Source organism: Anaerofustis sp. NSJ-163, assembly GCF_024135845.1.
Lineage (GTDB): Bacteria > Bacillota > Clostridia > Eubacteriales > Anaerofustaceae > Anaerofustis > Anaerofustis butyriciformans.
In genome coordinates this window covers 451,406-471,119 of record NZ_JAMYJV010000003.1, presented here as the reverse complement: position 1 = coordinate 471,119, position 19,714 = coordinate 451,406, and the positions used below count along the sequence as shown (strand labels likewise).

24 protein-coding genes are annotated in these 19,714 nt (G+C 28.3%); 10 read left to right on the top strand and 14 right to left on the bottom strand.

Annotation, left to right across the window (positions count from 1 at the left end; translation table 11 throughout):
* Positions 1-37: 37 nt before the first annotated feature.
* Positions 38-838 carry a Cof-type HAD-IIB family hydrolase gene (locus M6G78_RS05760; protein ID WP_138268086.1) on the bottom strand — a complete coding sequence of 267 codons (801 nt, stop codon included), beginning with the start codon at positions 836-838 and terminating at the stop codon, positions 38-40.
* A 202-nt stretch (positions 839-1,040) separates the two neighbouring features.
* Between M6G78_RS05760 and M6G78_RS05755 the strand changes: the two genes are divergently transcribed.
* The gene (locus M6G78_RS05755; RefSeq protein ID WP_253229844.1) at positions 1,041-2,033 is read left to right on the top strand and encodes an isocitrate/isopropylmalate dehydrogenase family protein; all 993 of its coding nucleotides are present in this window, start codon (positions 1,041-1,043) and stop codon (positions 2,031-2,033) included.
* A gap of 25 nt (positions 2,034-2,058) precedes the next feature.
* Here the strand turns inward: M6G78_RS05755 and M6G78_RS05750 are convergent, their stop codons facing one another.
* The 3 genes from M6G78_RS05750 to M6G78_RS05740 form a co-directional block, all read right to left on the bottom strand.
* Entirely contained in the window at positions 2,059-2,649 is a 591-nt protein-coding gene (locus M6G78_RS05750; RefSeq protein ID WP_253229843.1) for a hypothetical protein, read from the bottom strand.
* Positions 2,650-2,710: 61 nt separating this feature from the next.
* Positions 2,711-4,621, bottom strand: coding sequence for a ribosomal protection-like ABC-F family protein (abc-f, locus tag M6G78_RS05745; protein ID WP_253229842.1), 1,911 nt, complete (start codon positions 4,619-4,621; stop codon positions 2,711-2,713).
* 4 nt (positions 4,622-4,625) lie between these two features.
* On the bottom strand, positions 4,626-5,726 hold the full coding sequence (locus tag M6G78_RS05740) for an LCP family protein (RefSeq protein WP_253229841.1): 1,101 nt from the start codon (positions 5,724-5,726) through the stop codon (positions 4,626-4,628).
* 161 nt (positions 5,727-5,887) lie between these two features.
* Here M6G78_RS05740 and M6G78_RS05735 point away from each other — a divergent pair, with 161 nt between their 5' ends.
* The 6 genes from M6G78_RS05735 to M6G78_RS05710 are packed head-to-tail and all read left to right on the top strand — an operon-like array spanning position 5,888 to position 10,726.
* Positions 5,888-6,511, top strand: a complete 624-nt coding sequence (locus tag M6G78_RS05735) for a sugar transferase (RefSeq protein WP_138268081.1) — start codon at positions 5,888-5,890, stop codon at positions 6,509-6,511.
* Between the two features lie 13 nt (positions 6,512-6,524).
* On the top strand, positions 6,525-7,889 hold the full coding sequence (locus tag M6G78_RS05730) for an HlyD family efflux transporter periplasmic adaptor subunit (protein WP_253229840.1): 1,365 nt from the start codon (positions 6,525-6,527) through the stop codon (positions 7,887-7,889).
* 10 nt (positions 7,890-7,899) lie between these two features.
* A complete protein-coding gene (locus tag M6G78_RS05725) occupies positions 7,900-8,601 on the top strand; it encodes a YggS family pyridoxal phosphate-dependent enzyme (protein WP_138268079.1) in 702 nt (233 codons plus the stop codon).
* A complete protein-coding gene (locus M6G78_RS05720) occupies positions 8,591-9,058 on the top strand; it encodes a cell division protein SepF (RefSeq protein ID WP_138268078.1) in 468 nt (155 codons plus the stop codon). The genes M6G78_RS05725 and M6G78_RS05720 overlap by 11 nt, the downstream gene beginning before the upstream one ends.
* 6 nt (positions 9,059-9,064) lie before the next feature.
* The gene (locus tag M6G78_RS05715) at positions 9,065-9,808 is read left to right on the top strand and encodes an RNA-binding protein (protein WP_138268077.1); all 744 of its coding nucleotides are present in this window, start codon (positions 9,065-9,067) and stop codon (positions 9,806-9,808) included.
* A gap of 6 nt (positions 9,809-9,814) precedes the next feature.
* Entirely contained in the window at positions 9,815-10,726 is a 912-nt protein-coding gene (locus M6G78_RS05710; RefSeq protein WP_371922829.1) for an RluA family pseudouridine synthase, read from the top strand.
* A 26-nt stretch (positions 10,727-10,752) separates the two neighbouring features.
* Here M6G78_RS05710 and M6G78_RS05705 read toward each other — a convergent pair whose 3' ends face one another.
* From M6G78_RS05705 to spoIIIAA, 9 genes are all read right to left on the bottom strand, one after another.
* Complete coding sequence (locus M6G78_RS05705) at positions 10,753-10,929, bottom strand: toxin-antitoxin system protein (protein ID WP_371922825.1); 177 nt, start codon at positions 10,927-10,929, stop codon at positions 10,753-10,755.
* Positions 10,930-11,044: 115 nt separating this feature from the next.
* The gene (locus M6G78_RS05700; protein ID WP_138268074.1) at positions 11,045-11,674 is read right to left on the bottom strand and encodes a SpoIIIAH-like family protein; all 630 of its coding nucleotides are present in this window, start codon (positions 11,672-11,674) and stop codon (positions 11,045-11,047) included.
* 13 nt (positions 11,675-11,687) lie between these two features.
* Positions 11,688-12,251, bottom strand: a complete 564-nt coding sequence (locus tag M6G78_RS05695) for a hypothetical protein (RefSeq protein WP_138268073.1) — start codon at positions 12,249-12,251, stop codon at positions 11,688-11,690.
* Positions 12,244-12,756 carry a stage III sporulation protein AF gene (locus M6G78_RS05690; RefSeq protein WP_253229839.1) on the bottom strand — a complete coding sequence of 171 codons (513 nt, stop codon included), beginning with the start codon at positions 12,754-12,756 and terminating at the stop codon, positions 12,244-12,246. The genes M6G78_RS05695 and M6G78_RS05690 overlap by 8 nt, the downstream gene beginning before the upstream one ends.
* 1 nt (position 12,757) lies before the next feature.
* Positions 12,758-13,915: a stage III sporulation protein AE gene (locus M6G78_RS05685; RefSeq protein ID WP_253229838.1), complete on the bottom strand. Its 1,158-nt coding sequence runs from the start codon at positions 13,913-13,915 to the stop codon at positions 12,758-12,760.
* The gene (locus M6G78_RS05680; RefSeq protein WP_253229837.1) at positions 13,912-14,310 is read right to left on the bottom strand and encodes a SpoIIIAC/SpoIIIAD family protein; all 399 of its coding nucleotides are present in this window, start codon (positions 14,308-14,310) and stop codon (positions 13,912-13,914) included. The genes M6G78_RS05685 and M6G78_RS05680 overlap by 4 nt, the downstream gene beginning before the upstream one ends.
* Positions 14,297-14,494 (bottom strand): stage III sporulation protein AC, encoded by a 198-nt coding sequence (gene spoIIIAC / locus M6G78_RS05675; RefSeq protein ID WP_138268069.1) that lies wholly within the window; start codon positions 14,492-14,494, stop codon positions 14,297-14,299. Before spoIIIAC ends, M6G78_RS05680 begins: the two co-directional genes overlap by 14 nt.
* 11 nt (positions 14,495-14,505) lie before the next feature.
* The gene (locus M6G78_RS05670) at positions 14,506-15,024 is read right to left on the bottom strand and encodes a stage III sporulation protein AB (RefSeq protein ID WP_253229836.1); all 519 of its coding nucleotides are present in this window, start codon (positions 15,022-15,024) and stop codon (positions 14,506-14,508) included.
* The gene (gene spoIIIAA, locus M6G78_RS05665) at positions 15,021-15,935 is read right to left on the bottom strand and encodes a stage III sporulation protein AA (RefSeq protein ID WP_253229835.1); all 915 of its coding nucleotides are present in this window, start codon (positions 15,933-15,935) and stop codon (positions 15,021-15,023) included. Before spoIIIAA ends, M6G78_RS05670 begins: the two co-directional genes overlap by 4 nt.
* A 155-nt stretch (positions 15,936-16,090) precedes the next feature.
* On the opposite strand from spoIIIAA, the gene M6G78_RS05660 reads away from it, so the two are divergent.
* Positions 16,091-16,579: a hypothetical protein gene (locus M6G78_RS05660; RefSeq protein WP_138268066.1), complete on the top strand. Its 489-nt coding sequence runs from the start codon at positions 16,091-16,093 to the stop codon at positions 16,577-16,579.
* A gap of 3 nt (positions 16,580-16,582) precedes the next feature.
* Here M6G78_RS05660 and M6G78_RS05655 read toward each other — a convergent pair whose 3' ends face one another.
* Positions 16,583-17,404, bottom strand: a complete 822-nt coding sequence (locus M6G78_RS05655) for an MBL fold metallo-hydrolase (RefSeq protein WP_138268065.1) — start codon at positions 17,402-17,404, stop codon at positions 16,583-16,585.
* A 194-nt stretch (positions 17,405-17,598) separates the two neighbouring features.
* Between M6G78_RS05655 and M6G78_RS05650 the strand changes: the two genes are divergently transcribed.
* Together M6G78_RS05650 and rsmI are read left to right on the top strand one after the other, a co-directional pair.
* Positions 17,599-18,879: an adenylosuccinate synthase gene (locus tag M6G78_RS05650; protein ID WP_138268064.1), complete on the top strand. Its 1,281-nt coding sequence runs from the start codon at positions 17,599-17,601 to the stop codon at positions 18,877-18,879.
* 2 nt (positions 18,880-18,881) lie between these two features.
* Positions 18,882-19,709 (top strand): 16S rRNA (cytidine(1402)-2'-O)-methyltransferase, encoded by an 828-nt coding sequence (rsmI, locus tag M6G78_RS05645; RefSeq protein ID WP_138268063.1) that lies wholly within the window; start codon positions 18,882-18,884, stop codon positions 19,707-19,709.
* The last annotated feature ends 5 nt before the right edge of the window (positions 19,710-19,714 follow it).

Here is a 19,714-nt window from a genome sequence, read left to right as displayed (position 1 = left end):
CATTTTAGCAAATACCAATTATTATTCATTAATTAATTTAAAGCATATATTTTTCTATTAAATAAGCAACTCCGTCTTCATCATTGGTATAAGGAAGAACAACATCTGCTACTTTCTTTAAACTGTCCACAGCATTTTTCATTGCAACACCAAGCCCTACATTTGCAACAATCTGCATATCATTTTCCTGATCTCCAACTGCTATTATCTCTTTTGTAGATATTCCCATTTCTTTTGCAAGCCTTATTGCACCTGTCCATTTTGAAATACCTCTTGGAGATAAATCTATAAAATATTCTCCTGATATATCTGCTCTTATTTGACGGTTTAATCTTTCAACTTCTCTATGAAGAAAAATATCATCAACATTTCTGTAAGAAGAACTTATTTTATATACGTTTTTTAAATCTCTTACATCAGCTTCAATAAAATCAATGAGCGTTCCTTGATTTAACTCTCTACATCTATGGACAAATTCTTCACTTGTTTCATCATAAAAAGAACCTTCATAATCGCTTGTCATAACGACAAAAGGAATATGATTGTATCTTAAAATATCAACTATTCTTTTATAATATCCTTCTTCAAAATGAGCAACATATTCTTCTTCACCCTCTTTAAATATCGTAAGACCTGCATTTGCAATATTGTAATTATATTGACAACCAAGTTGTCTTGCATATTTTATTGCATCAACATAAAGCCTGCCGCTTCCGACACTTATAAATTTCCCTCTTCTTTGAAGTTCATGAACTGCTTTTAAATTCCTTTCGCTAATTTCGCTTTTAGAATTAAGCATAGTTCCGTCCAAATCGGTGATAAGTAATTTATAGTCCATAACTCCTCCTTAAAATAATATATAAAAATCATTAAATTCAAACTTAATTATCTTTTATAATTTTACTATAAAAAACACGGTTATGTCAAATAATACCAGTTAATACGAGTGTCTAATATTTTGAATATTTAGACATTTTACTATTGTTAAATGTCTTTAAGTAAAGTATAATAACAGTTAAGCTTAAAAAAGGAGAATATTCATGAAAAACGTAACATTAATTTATGGTGATGGTATAGGAAAAGAAGTAATGGCAAGTGCCGTTGAAGTAATCAAAGCAACAGGCGCAGAAATTAATTTTGAAGAAGAAATAGCAGGACTTGAAGCTGTTGAAAAATACGGTGAACCACTTCCTAAAAAAGTAATTGATAGTATAAAGAAAAACAAAGTAGCTCTAAAAGGACCTGTAACAACTCCTGTAGGTAAAGGATTTAGAAGCGTAAATGTAACTTTAAGAAAAGAACTTAACCTTTATGCTAACGTGAGACCTGTAAAAACATATGAAGGACTAAAAAATAGATATGAAGATATTGACCTTGTAATAATCAGAGAAAACACTGAAGGATTATATGCAGGAATTGAAAAGGAAATTGAAGGCGGAGCAGAAACAACAAGACTTATCACAAAAAAAGCCAGTGAAAGAATTGCAAGATATGCTTTTGAACTTGCAAGAAGAGAAAACAGAAAAATGGTAACAGCTCTTCATAAAGCAAATATTTGTAAACTTACAGACAGAGTTTTTTTAGATGCTGTAAATGAAGTTCATAAGGATTATCCTGAAATTGAATTAAATGATTTAATTATAGATGCAGCTTGTATGAATCTTGTTATGCACCCAGAAAAATATGATGTATTACTTGCAACAAACTTATTTGGAGATATTGTAAGCGACCTTTGTGCAGGATTAATAGGCGGTCTTGGTCTTACAACAGGTTCAAACATTGGTGAAGACGGTGCAATTTTTGAAGCGGTACACGGTTCAGCCCCTGATATTGCAGGTAAAAACATAGCAAACCCTACAGCATGTATTCTTGCAGGTGCAAAAATGCTTAATTACATAGGTTACACAGAAGAAGGCGCTAGAATAGAAAAAACAATTGAAGAATTAATTAAAGAAGGAAAATACCTAACAAAAGATTTAGGCGGAAATCTTGGAACAAAAGAATTTACAAAGAAAGTAATTGAAAGATTATAACAAAAGACACTTTTAAGTGTCTTTTTTATTCTTTAATTAATTCATAAAGATATATTCCGCCTTTTAATTTTCTTTTATATAAATATTTCATACCTATATGCACGTATTTATCTTTCTTAAGCTCGCTGTCAGTTGACAATATAACAGGAAGAGAATACTCATCTGCAAATTTAAAAATTTCATTCATAATTTTATGCATATATCCTTTATTTTGAAAATCAGTCTCAACAAGAAGCATTTCTACTTTTATAAAATCCTTATTTCCCATTCTTAACTTATCTAATAAAGAAGATTTATCACTTTTCATTGATTTCAAAAAATTATAATATCCCTTAAAACCAAAAGTTCTTATAAAATTTAAAAACATATATATTTTTGCACTTGACCTTAAAGGATTTAGAGTACTATTTAATATAACAAATCCCTCTTTATTTTCACTTAAAGAATACAACATATTATTTTTAATACTTGCTTTTATTAGTACTTTTAAATATCTTTTAAATGTATTCTCATCTTTAAATAAGGAAATCGTACCCTCTTCATTTAAATTTGACTCAACATAAATTTTAACGATATCATCTATTTCTTTTTTCGATAAAAATTTTACCTTTTGCATAACAATACCTTCATTTTATTTATTAAAAAAGCTATATATTAAAAAATATATAGCTAAAATATTAATCATTTTCTAAAATCTCACTGACTTCAAGCCATCTTGATTCTTTTTCTTCAAGTAACAATTCTATCTCATTTAATCTTATGGAAACACTTTGCGCCTTACTTGCATCATTGAAGTATTCTGGATCATTCATCTTATTTGCAAATTCAGTTTTTTCTTCTTCCAAACTTTCTATATCCTGTTCTATAGTTTTAAGCTCTTCTTCATATGCTTTTCTCTTGTTGTTGCTTAAAGATGAATTTTTCTTTTCTTTTTTTTCGCTCTTTACTTCCTTTTTTGTTTCCTGTATTTTTTCTGTATTTAAAAGAGCCTCTCTTTCCATCGCATAGTCATAATTACCGTCATATACTTTTATATCGCTACCGGTCAAATACATTATTCTGTTGCATATTTTATTTAAATAATATCTATCATGACTTACACTTATGACTGCTCCGTCATATTTTAATAAAGCCTCTTCAAGTACTTCTTTTGTTTCAATATCTAAATGATTGGTAGGTTCATCAAGAATAAGTACATTGGATTCTTTCATCATAAGTTTTGCTATAGCAACACGGCTCTTCTCTCCGCCTGAAAGCATAGATATCTTTTTATTTATATCATCACCGCTAAAGAGCATACATCCCAAAATATTTCTTATTTCACCATCATCAGCATTTGTGGATTTTCTAAGTTCTTCTAAAATAGTAAGAGAATCATCAAGATCGTTATGTTCTTGTTCAAAGTATAAAATCTGACATTTAGGATTTTTCTTTATAAGCCCCTTGTCTTCTTTCAAAATACCGGTAATAAGTTTTAAAAAAGTAGATTTTCCGGTTGCGTTTCTTCCGCAAATACCAAGCCTGTCACTGCTTGAAATGGTAATATTAAAATCATTAAACAATTTCTTTTCTTTTGTATATCCAAAGTCAAGTCCTTCAACTGTTATTGCTTTTTTACTTATCATTGGAATATATCCAAATTTTATATAAGAATTCTTAGCATAATAAGGACTATCAACTCTTTCCATTTTTTCAAGCATTTTTTCTCTGCTTCTTGCTCTTTTAATGCTCTTTTCTCTGTTAAATTGCTTTAGAGTCTTTATTACTTCTTCTTGTCTTTTTATTTCTGCTTGTTGCTTGTTGTAAGCATTTTTTTCAATATCAACTCTTTGTTTTTTCTTTATTACATAATCAGAATAATTTCCGCTGTATACATAGCATTTCTTATTTTCTATTTCTATTATTTTATTTGTAAATTTATCCAGAAAATATCTATCATGACTTACGACAATAACAGTTGATTTCAAAGAATACAAGAAATTTTCCAGCCATGAAATACTGTCCGTATCCAAATAGTTGGTAGGTTCGTCAAGTATTAAAACTTCAGGAGAAGAAACCAATAACTTTGCAAGAGCAACTCTCATTTTCTGCCCTCCGGATAAAGTGGAGATTTTTTTTGAAAAATCTTCTTCTTTATAACCAAGCCCTTTTATAATCCCAACCAATAAACTTTTATACTTATATCCGTCCATATCTTCAAACTCACTTACAAGTTCGTGATATTTTTCATTTAATTCTATAAGCTTTTGTTTATCCGATTCAAACTCAAGCATCATAGACAGCTCTTCTATTTCTTCTTCTTTTGTTGTGTATTTTTCTGCGCCCAGCAAAACTTCAGAATAAATATCGTTATCTAAATTTAAATTAAGATTTTGTCTTAAAAATCCTATTTTATCTTTATCTATTTTAGAAATATTGCCCGTATAATCATCATCAATTCCCATTAAAACATTAAGCAAGGTGGACTTGCCGGCTCCGTTTCTGCCGACAATGCCCACCTTATCTTTATCACTTATAACAAGGGAATCAATAGTAAATAAATGTTCGCTTCCAAAACTTTTACTTAAACTATTTATGTTAATTTGCATATTTTTAATCACTCCTTGGATCCTGAGATAACTGCTCAGCATCTATGTTAAATAACTCTTTAATAAAGGTTACTCTTTCAGGCTGATCTACAATCCAATACGAAACTCCCCCCAAATTACCGAAATTACCAGGTAATGTATAGGTTTGTAAATCGTCTATATTGAAATCTTTAAAAGATAACCCTAAAGATGCAATCTGCGCAAATTGTAAATCTGTTTCAACCATATCCTGTACAAGATTATAAATTTGTGGAATTTGAGAAAAAGTTCCTTTATTTTTAAATTCCGTAAAGATTGCTTTCATTATTTTTTGTTGTATTTGAACTCTTCCTATATCTCCGTCAACATATGCTCTGTAACGGCTGTAGTAAAGAAGCTGGTCTCCATTTAAAACCTGCGTTCCTTTTTTGATTTTTACTTCAGACGTATCATGTCCGTTTTTTGCATATAAATCCTGATGTACATCTATGGTTACGCCTCCCATAACATCTGCAATTTGAGGAAGTGCGTCCATATCTATTCCTAAATAATAATCAATTTTAATTCCGCCAAGAACATCACTTACTGTATTTTTTAAATATGTAACACCCGTATCAAATAATTTTTCTTGATTATTCATATCTGCTTCAGATAAACCAAGACTTGCATAATAAAAACATGAATTTACTTTATCTCTTCCTCCTCTATTATATATATCTACCCTGCTGTCACGAGGAATTGAAATAAGCTTTATGGTTTTATCTTTTGTATTGATACTTGCAAGCATTATTGTATCCGGTCTAAATATAGTCGCAGTTTCGCTTCTTTTTTCATTTTTATCTATACCAAATACAAGTATATTCATGGTATCTTCTAAAGTTGCGGAATTATTCAGGTTTGTTTTATCGCTTAATCTGACATATTTTTCACTTTGAAACGGATCATTGCTTAAAACATCATATCCAAGAGCTTTTGCAAAACCAAGTCCGCTAGATGAAAAAATAATTAATAATGCTAGTAATATGACAAAAACTTTTTTTCTTCTTTGTTTTTTTGTTTCTAATAATTTTTTTCCAGAACGTTTTTTAAAGGATTTTTTCGGTTTAATAACTTTATTTTTCCTCATAAATTTCTCCATTGGTTTTATAATTTTTAATTATACCATAAAATTTCTTTATTATATTAGTTTTTTAAATTTTTTATACCATTTAAAGAAATATTTGTAAAAATTATTATAAAATGATATAATATATAATCAGCAAATTATTACTTATATAAGGAAAAATTATGAAAGAAATAAGTAAAGAAAAAATAAGGAAATATAATAGCACTATCATTGTAAAGAGACTTGTTGATATTATATGTTCTCTTTTACTTTGCATAGCTTTTATTATTCCCGGAGTAGTAATAGCAATTATAATAAAACTTTCCGACGGCGGGAAAATATTCTTTGTTCAAGAAAGAATTGGCAGATACGGAAAAAGCTTTAACATAATTAAATTCAGAACAATGAAAGAAGGAAGCGAAAAGGAAGAGAAAAAATTATTAAAGAAATCCAGAAATGGGTTTGTTCAAATAAAACAAGACCCTAGAGTTACTGAATTCGGAAAATTTTTAAGAAAAACAAGTTTTGATGAGATACCACAACTCATTAATGTATTAAAAGGAGATATGAGCCTTATAGGTCCGAGACCTTTTATACCTATAGAAACAAATTTACTTAATGAATATGAACTGCAAAGAAATATTGCATACCCGGGACTTACGGGGCTTGCACAATTAAAAGGAAGATCAAAATTAAATATTCATGAAGTTGTAAAAATAGACCTTGAATACTTAAATGATTATTCCTTACTTTTAGACCTTAAAATATTTTTCTCTACAATTTTTGTTGTGTTAAAAGGTATATAAGAGGTATATAACTATGAAAAGAAAAAATAAAGACATAAATAACAATCCGGTAATGGTTTCACAAAATATGCCGATTAAAAGGAAAAGACATAAAAAAAATTTCTTTCAAAAAAGATATAAAGAAATAATTATCTTGGGTTCTATTTTGGTCTTTTTTTTATTTTCCATATTGCATTCTGAAAATACTATTCTTTTAAATGCACAAAAAGATATAACGACAGAAACTGCTGAAAGTTATATTTTCACAAATTCAGAATATGTTGATTTAAATGAAAGCACATCAATAAAATATACTGTAAAAGAAGGACAAAAAGTAGGTGCCAATACTATACTTTCAAAAACATACAAAATAAAAACAAACAAATATATAGATGATGCCATAAGCGTTATAGACTGGAGACTTAAAAACGATTCTTATGAAAACCGTGATGTCTTTTTCAAAGATTTAAATAAACTCGAAGAAGAAATAAGTAATGTTGAAAATAATTATAATCAGGCAAAATCAACAAACAATACAACAAAAATGAATGAATACAGCACAGAACTGACAAAACTTAAAAGCCAAAAAGAAATGATGCAAAAATCCATGAAATATATTTTTGCAGATGACGAAACATTAAAAAAACTCAAAGAAGAACTAAAAAGCAAAATGAGTTCTGATGAAAAAGACCTTACAATATCTAACTTAAACTTTTCTTTTACCGGAAATATATATTTTTCAAGAACAGGCTATGAGGAAGTATTAAATACCAATGTAATGGCAGCCTTAGATAGTGACTATATTGATTATTTAAAAAACTTCAAACCTGAAAGTACAAGTGAAGATAAATCAATAATAAAAATAGTAAACAATCAATGTGCATATGTTTGCGCAGTAGTAAATAAAGATACATATGTAGAAGGTGAAGAAGAAGCAAAAGAATATAATGCATCTGTTAAGAAAAACCACGATTTAAAAACAGACGGAGATTATTATGATTATCTCCTTACAAGAGTTGATATTTTAATAACGTATCCTACTATTAAATTTGAAGATAACGAAGGGAAAACAGATGAAGGTTATTTAATCAATTCCCTTGATTGCGGAGAAGATAAAAAAATTCTGGTTATATGTTTAAAAGATGAATTTAGCCATCTAATTAATGTAGATAAAACAAAACTTGATATACATACAAATGAAGTAACTGTTTATAAAATACCTAAGAAAGCAATTATAGAAAAAGATGGTAAAACATATGTATATGCCGTTACAGACGGAAATTTAAAAGAACTGGTTGAAGTTAAAATTTACAGTGAAGAATTTAGAACCGTACTCCTTAAACCAAGTGAAAACCCTGATTTAAAGGAAAATATGGAAATAATATCAAATCCAACATAGGAGGTTTAAAATGAGTATTAAAGATAACTTAGCACAAATTCTACAAAACATTGAAAATAGCAAAAACAACAGCAAATTTGATGAAAATGTTACACTCCTTGCTGTAACAAAATTCAGAACAACAGATGAAATAAAGGAAGTTTTAGATTTTGGAATAAATAATCTTGGAGAAAACAAAGTAAAAGAATTTGAATCAAAATATGAATTTTTTAAAGGTGAAGATATAAACTGGCATTTTATCGGTCATCTTCAAAGAAACAAGGTTAAAAATTTAATAGGAAAAACTGCCTTAATACATTCAGTAGACTCCATAAGGCTAATGGAAGAAATAAACAAACAATCAGAAAAGAAAAACGTTATAACAAATATATTAATTGAATTTAATATCGCAAAAGAAGAAAACAAATATGGTTTTAACGAAGATGAAGTTGACTTTATATTTGAGAATGCTATGAAATTTAAAAATATAAAAGTAAAAGGTGTAATGTGTATGGCTCCTTTTACAGACAATAAAGAAATTATTGTGAATGTTTTTAGAAAGTTAAGAAAAATTTATGATAATTGTAGAAAAACATATAACAAATGTGATAATATAGATTTAACTATAATATCTATGGGAATGTCAAATGATTATGAAATTGCCATAGAGCAAGGAAGTAATATTGTCCGTGTAGGGACAAGTATATTTAAAGGAGAGAAAAATGGGATTTAATGATTTTATAGGCGAATTAGGCGAAAAAATTGTTGGCAAAGATGAATATTACGAAGATGAATACTATGAAGATGAATATTATGAAGATGAACCAAAAAGAGGTGGTTTATTTGGTAAAAAATCAAGTTCAAGAAATGATAATGCACCAGTAGCAACTCATGCTGCATCTACTGTAATGCTTATTGAACCAAGAAACTTTAACGATGCTCCTTTAGTTTGTGATAAACTAAAAGGCGGCATTACCGTTGTTGTAAACATGGATAAAGTAGAAAATGATGATGCTAAAAAAATCTTCGATTTTTTAAGCGGTGCTGTTTATGTACTTGCAGCAAGCATGAAAAGAATTGCTCAAAACGTATTTATTTTAGCACCATATGGCGTTGAAGTTGAAACTCAAGAAAGACCTAATGATTCTTACACAACATCACATAAAGATACTTGGGAATACGAAGGATAAAACACAATGAACGAATATGATATTTTCATATCCAGAATAGAAGATATGGCACTTTTATCTGATAAAAAAGATGGAAGTGTCTTTTCTGATTTCTTGGATCCTACAAACCAGATGTTAGCAGGAAGAGAAATAGGAAGATATAAAAATATGGATTGCGCTTTTTTTGGAGGTCATGTATATACCGAAAGAAAAGTCATGAGTATTTTCCCTAATAACAAAGAACCTGAAAATTTAGAATACCCTATTAAGGTATTAAAATCACAAGAAGCGCTTGATGTAAGACACCAAGACGTTTTAGGCTCAATTTTATCTTTAAGCATAGAAAGATCAAAAATTGGTGATATTAATATACTTGACGACCATATTCAAATCTTTGTTTATGATACAATAAGTGAATTTCTAACAAAAGAACTAACTAAAATCGGCGGACATAGCGTAACATTTAAAGAATATGACATTTCACAAGCAACCATTGTAGAGCCAAAATTCAAAGAACAAAATATCATAGTTCCATCTATGAGACTTGATGCGGTTATAGGAAATATTTTTAAACTTTCAAGAAATGAAGCAAATATGTTTGTAAAAGGCGGTAAAGTAAAAGTAAACCATACCCCTGTTTCTAAACCTGCAATGAATGTCAAAGCAGGTGATATGATATCCGTAAGAACAAAAGGCAGAGCAATTATAGACAGCGAAAACGGTCAAACAAAAAAAGGTAACACAAAACTTTTAGTTAAAAAATTTATTTAAGCAGGTATAATTTTGGATAAAAAGAATTTTATTATTTCAAAAGAAGATATAAATAAAAGATGTGACAAATTTTTAGCAGAACAATTAGAAGACTTTTCCAGAGAAAAAATAAAAAAACTCTTTAAAGACGGAAAAGTCTTTATTAATGAAGAGATTATAAAACCTTCAAAAAAAATAGAAGAAAATGATAGTATTTCTGTTATACTGCCAGAAATAGAAACTCTTAACGTAGAAGCAGAAAATATTCCAATAAACATCGTTTATGAAGACAACGATGTCGTTATTGTGGATAAACCACAAGGAATGGTAGTTCATCCGGCCAATGGGAATTATACCGGTACACTTGTTAATGCATTAATGTATCATATAAAAGACTTATCTACAATTAACGGAGTTATTAGACCCGGAATAGTTCATAGAATAGATAAAGACACTTCTGGTCTTTTAATAATAGCAAAAAATAACCATGCACATAACCATTTGGCTGCACAATTTAAAGAACATTCAATAAACAGAAGATATAAAACCATATGCCACGGAGTGATTAACGAAAATCAAGGAACAATAGATGCTCCTATTGGAAGAGATAAAATAAAAAGAAAAGAAATGTGCGTAACTCAGACGAACTCAAAAAGAGCAGTAACACATTTTGATGTATTAAAAAGATATGAAGACTATACTTTTTTAGATGTACATCTTGAAACAGGAAGAACACACCAAATAAGAGTACATTTAAAATATATATCTCATCCTGTTGTTGGAGATAAAGTATATGGATATAATAAAAAAATAGACAAAATGTTTACAGGACAGCTATTACATGCATACAAACTCGGATTTATTCATCCTTCAACAGAAAAATACATGGAATTTAACAGTGAGCTTCCTGAATATTTTTATAAATTAATTGATAAATAAAAAAAGAATAGTTTTACTATTCTTTTTTATTTAACTTCTTTATTATCATTTTTCTTTATTTCAATAAGATGTTTGTTTAATACAACATTAATATATTGAGAGAATGATCTATCATCTTGTTCTGCTAACTTTTTTACATCTTTTATCAACTCTTCATCCAGGGTAATACTAACTTTTGCTTTTAATGGTCTCAATTTCTTCATCCTCCCATATTACTTAATCATATTTTATTATATAGTATACTACCAAATTTTTACATTATTTTAAAATATGATAAAGTAATATATAATCGTATTTTGTCATATTTTGTCAAAAAATTTAATTTTGTAGATTTTCTTGTTCATTTTCAGTGTTTTTAGTATTTTCTTCATTCTGATTATTATCTTGAGAATTTCCCTTTTCACCATTATTGCTTGTAGCAATTGTTATTTTGGAAATGGCAATATTACATTCTTTATTTACAATATTTTGTATCTGTGCTGCATCTGAAGGTGTTAATGTAGCTGCATCTACAATAACATTTGCATACCCTTCATGTATTATTACAATTGCATCATCAAAACCCTTTGATTTTATAAGGTTTTCTACAACAAGTTCTGTTTCAGATAATTTTGAGATACTAACGCTTTCTTCCACAGCTTCTTTTATTATATCCTTATCAAGTGATGTATCCTTTGTAATATTTTGAAGAGCTTCTAAATTTTGACTTCTAACTTTATCTCTGTTTAATCTATATTCGCTGAAAAACTCAGAAGAAAGCTCTGCATTTCCGCTTAATATGTCTTCTTCTGTAACATTTGAAACCAACGTTGCATTGCTTGGTCCATCTTCTACATTTGATACGCTGGTATCATCATTATAAAACACCGTATAATTTGCAATACTTATGGCAAGAAGACAAGCAACAAGCCCCAATAATACTGCATTTTTTTTCTTTACATTTTTCATATGATCATTCTCCTTATTTATTATTACTTGGTAAAACTACCACTTTATAACTAGGCAAATCCAATAAAGCTTCTACACTTTTTGTAATGTAATACTCTACGGTTTTATCATTTGCCCCTTGCGCTACCACAACAACTCCTACAACATCAGGATATGTATCTTTTGTTGTAAAAGGTGTCTCACTTGAACCTTCCCTCACCATTACCGCATCTTTTGAAGAAGTATTATTATCAGATGAATTTGTATTATCATTTGATGAGGAAGAAGAAGAATTGTTCTCATTATAAGCGATATTCTTTTCCACCTCGCCGTCAAGTGTAATTGTTACGCTTACATCACCTACCCCGCTAACATCTTTTAAGGTATCTTCGATACTTTTCTCTAAACTTTCTTTATATTCATTTGCCGATATGTCTTCACTGTTTTTTTTAATATCTTCCTTAGACGAAGATGAAAAGAAAGAAGAAAAAAATATCAAACATAACCCTATTATTAAAAGTAAAACAAGCAATGATTTACTACTATCACTATCTTTAAAAAATTTGTTAAACATATCACAAATCTTCTTATTATCCATTTGATACACTTCCTGTCTTTATATTTATATTCCCTATATCAATCATATATGTTTTATTTATGTAACTTTTTATTTTGTCTTTTTTCTTTATATCTTCCTCGTTTAAAGTAACTGTTACGTTTTTTATATCCCCATAATACGCAGAATTTTCATCTTCATTTATTACTACCAAAACATCAGCATTAACATAATATTGTTTTTTTAGTGTACTATTAATGTTATTTTCAAGTTTCTTTTTATATTCATCTTTCACAAGGGTGTTAATGTCAATATTTCCATTATTGATACTCGTTTCCAACTCATCCATAGTTACATAATTTTTATTTAAAAAAGAAGAGAACTCCCCCTTTTTTACCACAGATATAATAGGCGATAAAATTGATACCACAAATAGTAATGAAACAAAAAATTTTATGTATTTATCATATTCTTTAGCTGGTGATAACATCCTTAAAATACTTATAACAAGCATTAAATATATAAAACTTTTTAAATAACCATTCATCCTACCCTCCTATCATTGAGATGATGCCAATAAGCATAATAAATAATATAGAAACAACCATAAAACAAGCAAAAATCAAACTTAAAAATCCGGCTGTATCATTAAGAGCCTTACTTATTCTTGCATCCGTTATAGGCTGGGATAAAAAAGCGGATATTTTAAAAGTTACAACCAAACAAAGCATATGAATAAGCGGAATAATAAGCAAAGATATAAAAATAAGTATACCTACAATTCCTACAGAACTTTTTATAACCTTTATAAATCCAATCACCGTGTCCGTACTATCAGAAATTAAAGAACCAAGAACAGGGACGAGATTACTTACCGCAAACTTTGCTGTCTTTAATGAAAGACTGTCAATAGATGAAAACAAACTTCCTTGAAGACCTAAAATACCTAAAAACAAACATGAAAATATCCCCATTAGAAACAACACCATCTGTTTTATAAAAGATACCAAATAAGAAATATTTATATCTATTAAAATGTTATCTATTATGCTTAATATAAAACCAAAACTTAAAGCTGGAATAATAAAATATGTCATAGCTGATGCAAAGAAATTTATTATAAATACTAAACTTACGCTTATTATATTTCCGGAAAAAATATTACCGCTTAAATTAAGTAAAACTATTATTATTGGAAGAAGCACATTCATAAAACCTGTTATTGCTTTAACAAGAGAATAAGCTGTACTTACAATATCGAAAAAGCATTTAACAACAACCATAATAAGAACCAGATACACTCCAAAGAATGCAACATCGCTTATCTCTTTGTTCATGAATGAAGAATTTAATAAGTTAATAAGACTTAAACATATAGAAAGTGCAATAAAAGTTAAAAGTGTAGAAGAGCTTTCTTTAAAGGTATAAAAAAACATATCTTTTATGGTATTTATAAACCTGTCATAATCAAAAGAATAATTTCCGCTTAAAACATCTTTTATGAAAGTTTGGATATTATTAAAATTAAAAAGTTCGTAGAAACTATTATCGTTAGTATACATATCAAGTTTATAAATTTGTCCTTGCTCATATATTCCATCTATTAAATAGCTGTAATCTTCATTATTTTCTTCATTAGACGCACAAACAATGCCTAAGGAAAAAATAATAAAAAAACATATAAACAAAAAACATATTTTTTTCATAATACTTCCTCGATATAAGAAAACAAACTTATTAATAACGGAAGAGAAAAATACAATATGAGTATTTTTGTAAAAAAACTTACCTTTGTTCCAAGCATTTTATTACCGCTGTCAATACACAGTTCCGACGCAAATTGTCCTATGTAAGATATTCCTATTATTTTAAATATTGCTTTTATGTTAAGCATGTCCAAATTTGCTTTAACGGAATAAGTATTTATTACATCTATAACACCATATAAATATTTAACGGCAAAACCTAATATGATTATTCCTGCAATAACAGAAACAAACAAAGCATATTCTTTAAAATCTTTTATAAAAAACAAGCTTATAACACTGCCAAGAATTCCAACCATAGCAATTTTTACAATATCCATATTAATATAATCCAAACATAGTCTTTACCGTAGAGAAGAACTCATTTACCATATTTACAATAAGCATTAAAACAACGATTATTCCCGCTAAAGCGACCATTGTTGCCATATCATCCCTATCGCTTTTTTTCAAAATTATGCTTAAAACAGCAACAATAAAACCTACACCTGCTATTTTAAAAATAATATCTATCTGCATTTACTCTCTCCTTATATAAAAATAATCACTAAAAAACCTCCTACCAAAACTCCCATTTTTTCATATAACGAAACTTTTGTATCTTTATCTTTTCTCGCTTTTTGTATTTGATTTTCAATAGAAGTCTGAAGTAAAGTAAGCTGCTTTATCATTCTGTTTTTATCATTAAAGGAAAGACTTGCACCGATATTTTCAAGAAGTATCTTTTCTTCCAATGTAATATCAAAGTGATAATGCTTCAAACAACCAAACCAAATCTTTGAAAAATCATTTGAAGACTTTTTCTCAAGATTATCTTTTACTTCACGTAAAAAATCATGGTATTTTGTCTTTGTTCTTTTTATTGCTTCTGAAAGTAAAAAACTAACATCGTAAAGTCCAACATTTATACTTACAATAAAATCATTTAAAATATTATCTATTTCTTCAAGTTCATAAACTCTCTTTTTTATTTTTGATGTAATCTGTTTTGAACAAAACACACTGGATAGAAACAAAAAAAACATTCCTGTAATCTTAAAAACAATCATATTAACCTCTCTAAACTTCTGTTATATATTTCTTTTATTTTTCTTATTCCATTTTTATTTTCAAGAAAAATATATCTATCAAAAATACCTTTTTTAATAATGGGGACAAACTCTTTTTTATTTAATATATCTTGCATACTTTCCCCATGAGCAGAAGAAATCACATTAACTCCGCTTAAAACACAATTTTCCAAAGAGGAAATATCCTCAATCTTCCCTACTTCATCGGTTATTATCACTTGTGGTGACATTGCTCTTATAAGCATATTCATTCCATAAGCTTTATCGATTCCTTCCAAAATATCACTCTTCTGTCCTACATTTAAGCGGCTTATACCGTTATGTAGTGCTGCAATCTCTTTTCTTTCATCGACAATACATACCCTTTTACCTATATATCCTTTTTTATTCGTGGATATTTCCCTGGAAATATCACGAAGCAATGTTGTTTTTCCTACTTTTGGAGGAGAAACAATAAGAGTATTTAGTATTTTGTCTTTATTTAATATATATGGCATTACAAGGTTACTTACTCCAACAATCTCTCTTGCAATCCTAATATTCAAGGAATTAATATTTCTTATAGAAATTATTTTGTCATTTTCTTTTATTACACTTCCGCTAAAACCTATTCTGTGTCCGCCTTTTAATGTAATAAACCCTTTTAATAAACTTTCTTCATTTGCGTAAAAGGAATAATCCGTTGCAAGATTTAATATTCCTTCTATATCGCTTTTTGTAACTTTATATAAAATTAAAAAATCCTCATTTGAACATACTATATGTATATTTTTATCAAGCCTGATTCTTATTTCTTCAACTTGATTTTTTGTTTCAACCTTCTCAATTACTTGAAGCATTTTTTCTGGCAATATATCAGTTACTTCCTTTGGTATTTCATTTAAATTCATATAACTTGTCCTTTAACTTTAATTTAGTATTAATATACTTATTTATAGTGTCGTTTTTGAGAAAAGAGAGGAATGAACTTTAACTTTTTATAAATAAAATTGAAGTTAATAAAAAAATAGTGTAAAATAGTTATATAACTTTAAGGAGAAATAAAATGGTAGAAACAATAGTATATAAAAGTAATTCCGGACATTCTCTACGATATGCTCAAATGATAAAAGAAGAAACAGGCTTAAAGTGTTATGATATTGATGAAGCTTTAAATATTTTAAATAAAAATGCTGAAATTTTTTTTATAGGATGGATATGTGCAAGTCAAATTTGCGGATTTAAAAAAGCAAGGAAAAATTTTAATATTAAGGGTTTGGCAGGCGTTGGAATATATTCAAAAGATGATAAAGATAACATAAATAATTTAATTAAAAACAATAATATTGATATCCCTTTTTTCTATCTTCAAGGTGGAATAGATTTAACAAAACTTAATTTTATTCATAAAACAATTATTAAAATTGCACCAAAATTGTTAAAGCCAGAAAAAGAAGAAAATATTGATATTACGAAAAATGGCATAGATTATGTAAAAGAAGAAAATATAAAAGAAATTATAAAGTTTATAAAAGATACAAAAAAACAGCTATAAATTTTATAGCTGTATTGTTTTGCCACACTGCACTTCAATGAAATTCTTTTCGCATTCATCGGCTATTTTGGAAACAACTCTATATCCGCTGCAGTGACAAGGCATAATATATTGTATATTATTATTTTTTAGATATTCTATTGTTTTATTTACTCTTACACTATCAGCATTTATAAGATGCATACCGGCAAATAAAGAATATATTTTTTCTCCCTTAAACAATTTCTTTATATATTCTATTGCATTCACTACCCCCATATGAGCACACCCCATAAAAACACAAAGCCCGTTTTTTGTTCTTATCACAAAAACCTGCTCGTCTTTCATTTCATCCATTATCATTTTGTTATTCTTTTTTAAATAAAATTTACTTGGTTTATTTTCAAAACTGTTAACATAAGGTATGTTACTTATTAAATAAAAATTATTAAAGATTTCTTCCTTTTCATCTGTAAAATATAATTTATTCTTAAATAAATTCAAATCACTTTCATTTATCCCGTTAAAATAATATTTATTTGTCTTTTTATTTATGCTGTATTTAGGAATAAGAGCATTCTTTGTTATATAAATACTAGGAATATTACTTAAATTTTTAAGATATTTTATTCCTCCTCCATGATCATAATGTCCATGAGATATAATAACTGCGTCCAAATCATTCAAATCTATATTTAAAGCCTGTGCATTTTTTAAAAATACATCACTCTGTCCAACATCCATTAATATTTTTTTATTATCATGCTCTATAAGTACAGAAAGTCCATGTTCGGCGATTATGTTTTTTCTGTAAACCATGTTTTCGTTTAGTACTGTAATTTTCATATCACACCTCTTTTTTACTTATAACTCGATTATAACATAAGAATAAAAAAATATTTAAAATCAACTTATAAAATAATTCTGAAAATTCATGAAAGTTATGTAAAAAGTCGATAAATTAAGGATTTTGCTATTGATAAAACAATATAAATAAGGTACAATTAAGTGTCGTGAAAAAGTACTAGGAGGTATTAATGATGGGAAATTTAGTAGTAGTCGGTTCTCAATGGGGCGACGAAGGAAAAGGAAAAATAACAGATTATTTTACAGATAGATGCGATATCGTAGTAAGAAGTTCAGGAGGAAACAATGCCGGTCATACGGTTATAGCAAACGGAATTACATATAAATTACACGTTATTCCTTCAGGTGTTATTCAAGACAAACCATCAATTATCGGCGCAGGAATGGTAGTAGACCCTACATGGTTAGTACAAGAAATGAACACATTAAAAGAACAAGGTGTTAAATTTGACAAATTAATTATTGATAAAAGAGCGCAAGTAATTATGCCTTATCACAGAGTACTTGATGAACTTATCGAAAAATCCCTTGGCAAAAATGATATCGGTACTACAAAAAGAGGTATCGGACCTGCTTATACAGATAAAATCAAAAGAAGCGGTATAAGAATTTGTGATTTAATAGATACAAAACTATTTGAAGAAAAATTAAAAATTAATCTTGAAAGCGTAAATAAAGAAATCGTAGAAGTATACGGCGGAGAAGCTTTAAAATTTGAAGATATTTTTGAAGAATACAATAAATGTGCAGATATCATAAGAAAATATGTTGATGATGCAACAGTTATTATATATGATTACATTAAAAAAGGTAAAAAAGTATTATTTGAAGGTGCTCAAGCAACACTTCTTGATATAGACTTTGGTACATATCCTTATGTTACATCTTCACATCCTACAGCTGCAGGAGCTTGTATCGGTTCAGGTATTGGACCTGCTTTTATTGATGATGTATGCGGTATAGCAAAAGCATACACAACAAGAGTAGGAAAAGGACCTTTCCCTACAGAGTTATTCGATGAAGACGGAGATTTCTTAAGAGAAAAAGGATATGAATACGGAACAACAACAGGCAGACCAAGAAGATGCGGATGGCTTGATGCTGTAATTCTAAAATATGCAGTAAGAATTAATTCTCTTACAAGCATAGTATTCACAAAACTTGATACATTAACAGGAATGGATAAAATCAAACTTTGTGTAGGATATAAATACAAAGATGAAATTATAACTGACTTCCCGGCAGAACTTAGCGTTCTTTCAGAATGTGAACCTGTTTATGAAGAATTTGAAGGCTGGAATGAAGATATTTCAAAAGTAAGAAAATTTGAAGATCTTCCTGAAAATGCTAAAAAATATGTAAACAGAGTTGAAGAACTTTGCGAAATACCTATCGGAATAGTTTCTGTTGGTCCTGATAGAGAAGATACAATAGTAAGAAGACAATATTTTTAATTATGAATGATAAAGTATACATAGTTTCCACCCCAATAGGAAACTTAGAAGATATGACTTTCAGAGCGGTTAAAGTTTTAAAAGAAGTGGATGTAATTCTTTGTGAAGATACAAGGCATTCCATAAAACTTCTTAACCATTTTGAAATAAAAAATAAGTTAATAAGTTACCATAAATTTAATGAAAAGGAAAGAATAGATTATATTCTTTCCTTGATTAATGAAGAAAAGAAAATTGCGCTTATTTCTGACGCAGGAACTCCCCTTATATCAGACCCAGGAAGCATACTCGTAAAAGAGCTTATAGAAAATAATATAAAATTTACGGTTGTTCCGGGAGCAAATGCACTCTTACCAGCTTTGATATTATCGGGATTTAACAGTGAAGAGTTTTTGTTTATAGGATTTCTTCAAAAGAAATATAATAAAAAAGAGGAAAAACTAAAAACGTTAAAGGATTTGGATAAAACGCTTATCTTCTATTCTTCCCCTTATGAATTAAAAGATTTGTTAAAAGCAATAAATAATGTTTTAGGAAACAGAAAGGTTGCCATTTCAAAAGAAATAACAAAAATTCATGAAACAACTTACAGAGACGAAGTTATAAATCTTATTGATATTTTTGAAAATGAAGAAAATATCAAAGGAGAATTTGTTGTTGTCGTTGAAGGCAACAAAGAAGAAAAGAAAAATCTTTCTATGGAAGAAACAAAAGAAATTTTTCAAAAAAGAGTTGAAAGCGGAGAAAATCCAAAAGACATAATAAAAAATCTTGCAAAAGAAAATAATTTAAACAAAAGAGAATTATATAATTTTCTTATGAAAAAATAAAGCCC

Coding starts and splice junctions, on each gene's coding strand:
- M6G78_RS05715 (WP_138268077.1), top strand. CDS start 9,065: ATGAACGAATATGATATTTTCATATCCAGAATAGAAGATATGGCACTT.
- abc-f (WP_253229842.1), bottom strand. CDS start 4,621: ATGCAAATTAACATAAATAGTTTAAGTAAAAGTTTTGGAAGCGAACAT.
- rsmI (WP_138268063.1), top strand. CDS start 18,882: ATGAATGATAAAGTATACATAGTTTCCACCCCAATAGGAAACTTAGAA.
- M6G78_RS05760 (WP_138268086.1), bottom strand. CDS start 838: ATGGACTATAAATTACTTATCACCGATTTGGACGGAACTATGCTTAAT.
- M6G78_RS05740 (WP_253229841.1), bottom strand. CDS start 5,726: ATGAGGAAAAATAAAGTTATTAAACCGAAAAAATCCTTTAAAAAACGT.
- M6G78_RS05690 (WP_253229839.1), bottom strand. CDS start 12,756: ATGAATGGTTATTTAAAAAGTTTTATATATTTAATGCTTGTTATAAGT.
- M6G78_RS05730 (WP_253229840.1), top strand. CDS start 6,525: ATGAAAAGAAAAAATAAAGACATAAATAACAATCCGGTAATGGTTTCA.
- M6G78_RS05655 (WP_138268065.1), bottom strand. CDS start 17,404: ATGAAAATTACAGTACTAAACGAAAACATGGTTTACAGAAAAAACATA.
- M6G78_RS05735 (WP_138268081.1), top strand. CDS start 5,888: ATGAAAGAAATAAGTAAAGAAAAAATAAGGAAATATAATAGCACTATC.
- M6G78_RS05685 (WP_253229838.1), bottom strand. CDS start 13,915: ATGAAAAAAATATGTTTTTTGTTTATATGTTTTTTTATTATTTTTTCC.
- M6G78_RS05750 (WP_253229843.1), bottom strand. CDS start 2,649: ATGCAAAAGGTAAAATTTTTATCGAAAAAAGAAATAGATGATATCGTT.
- M6G78_RS05705 (WP_371922825.1), bottom strand. CDS start 10,929: ATGAAGAAATTGAGACCATTAAAAGCAAAAGTTAGTATTACCCTGGAT.
- M6G78_RS05700 (WP_138268074.1), bottom strand. CDS start 11,674: ATGAAAAATGTAAAGAAAAAAAATGCAGTATTATTGGGGCTTGTTGCT.
- M6G78_RS05725 (WP_138268079.1), top strand. CDS start 7,900: ATGAGTATTAAAGATAACTTAGCACAAATTCTACAAAACATTGAAAAT.
- M6G78_RS05695 (WP_138268073.1), bottom strand. CDS start 12,251: ATGGATAATAAGAAGATTTGTGATATGTTTAACAAATTTTTTAAAGAT.
- M6G78_RS05755 (WP_253229844.1), top strand. CDS start 1,041: ATGAAAAACGTAACATTAATTTATGGTGATGGTATAGGAAAAGAAGTA.
- M6G78_RS05720 (WP_138268078.1), top strand. CDS start 8,591: ATGGGATTTAATGATTTTATAGGCGAATTAGGCGAAAAAATTGTTGGC.
- spoIIIAA (WP_253229835.1), bottom strand. CDS start 15,935: ATGAATTTAAATGAAATACCAAAGGAAGTAACTGATATATTGCCAGAA.
- M6G78_RS05670 (WP_253229836.1), bottom strand. CDS start 15,024: ATGATTGTTTTTAAGATTACAGGAATGTTTTTTTTGTTTCTATCCAGT.
- M6G78_RS05660 (WP_138268066.1), top strand. CDS start 16,091: ATGGTAGAAACAATAGTATATAAAAGTAATTCCGGACATTCTCTACGA.
- M6G78_RS05650 (WP_138268064.1), top strand. CDS start 17,599: ATGGGAAATTTAGTAGTAGTCGGTTCTCAATGGGGCGACGAAGGAAAA.
- spoIIIAC (WP_138268069.1), bottom strand. CDS start 14,494: ATGCAGATAGATATTATTTTTAAAATAGCAGGTGTAGGTTTTATTGTT.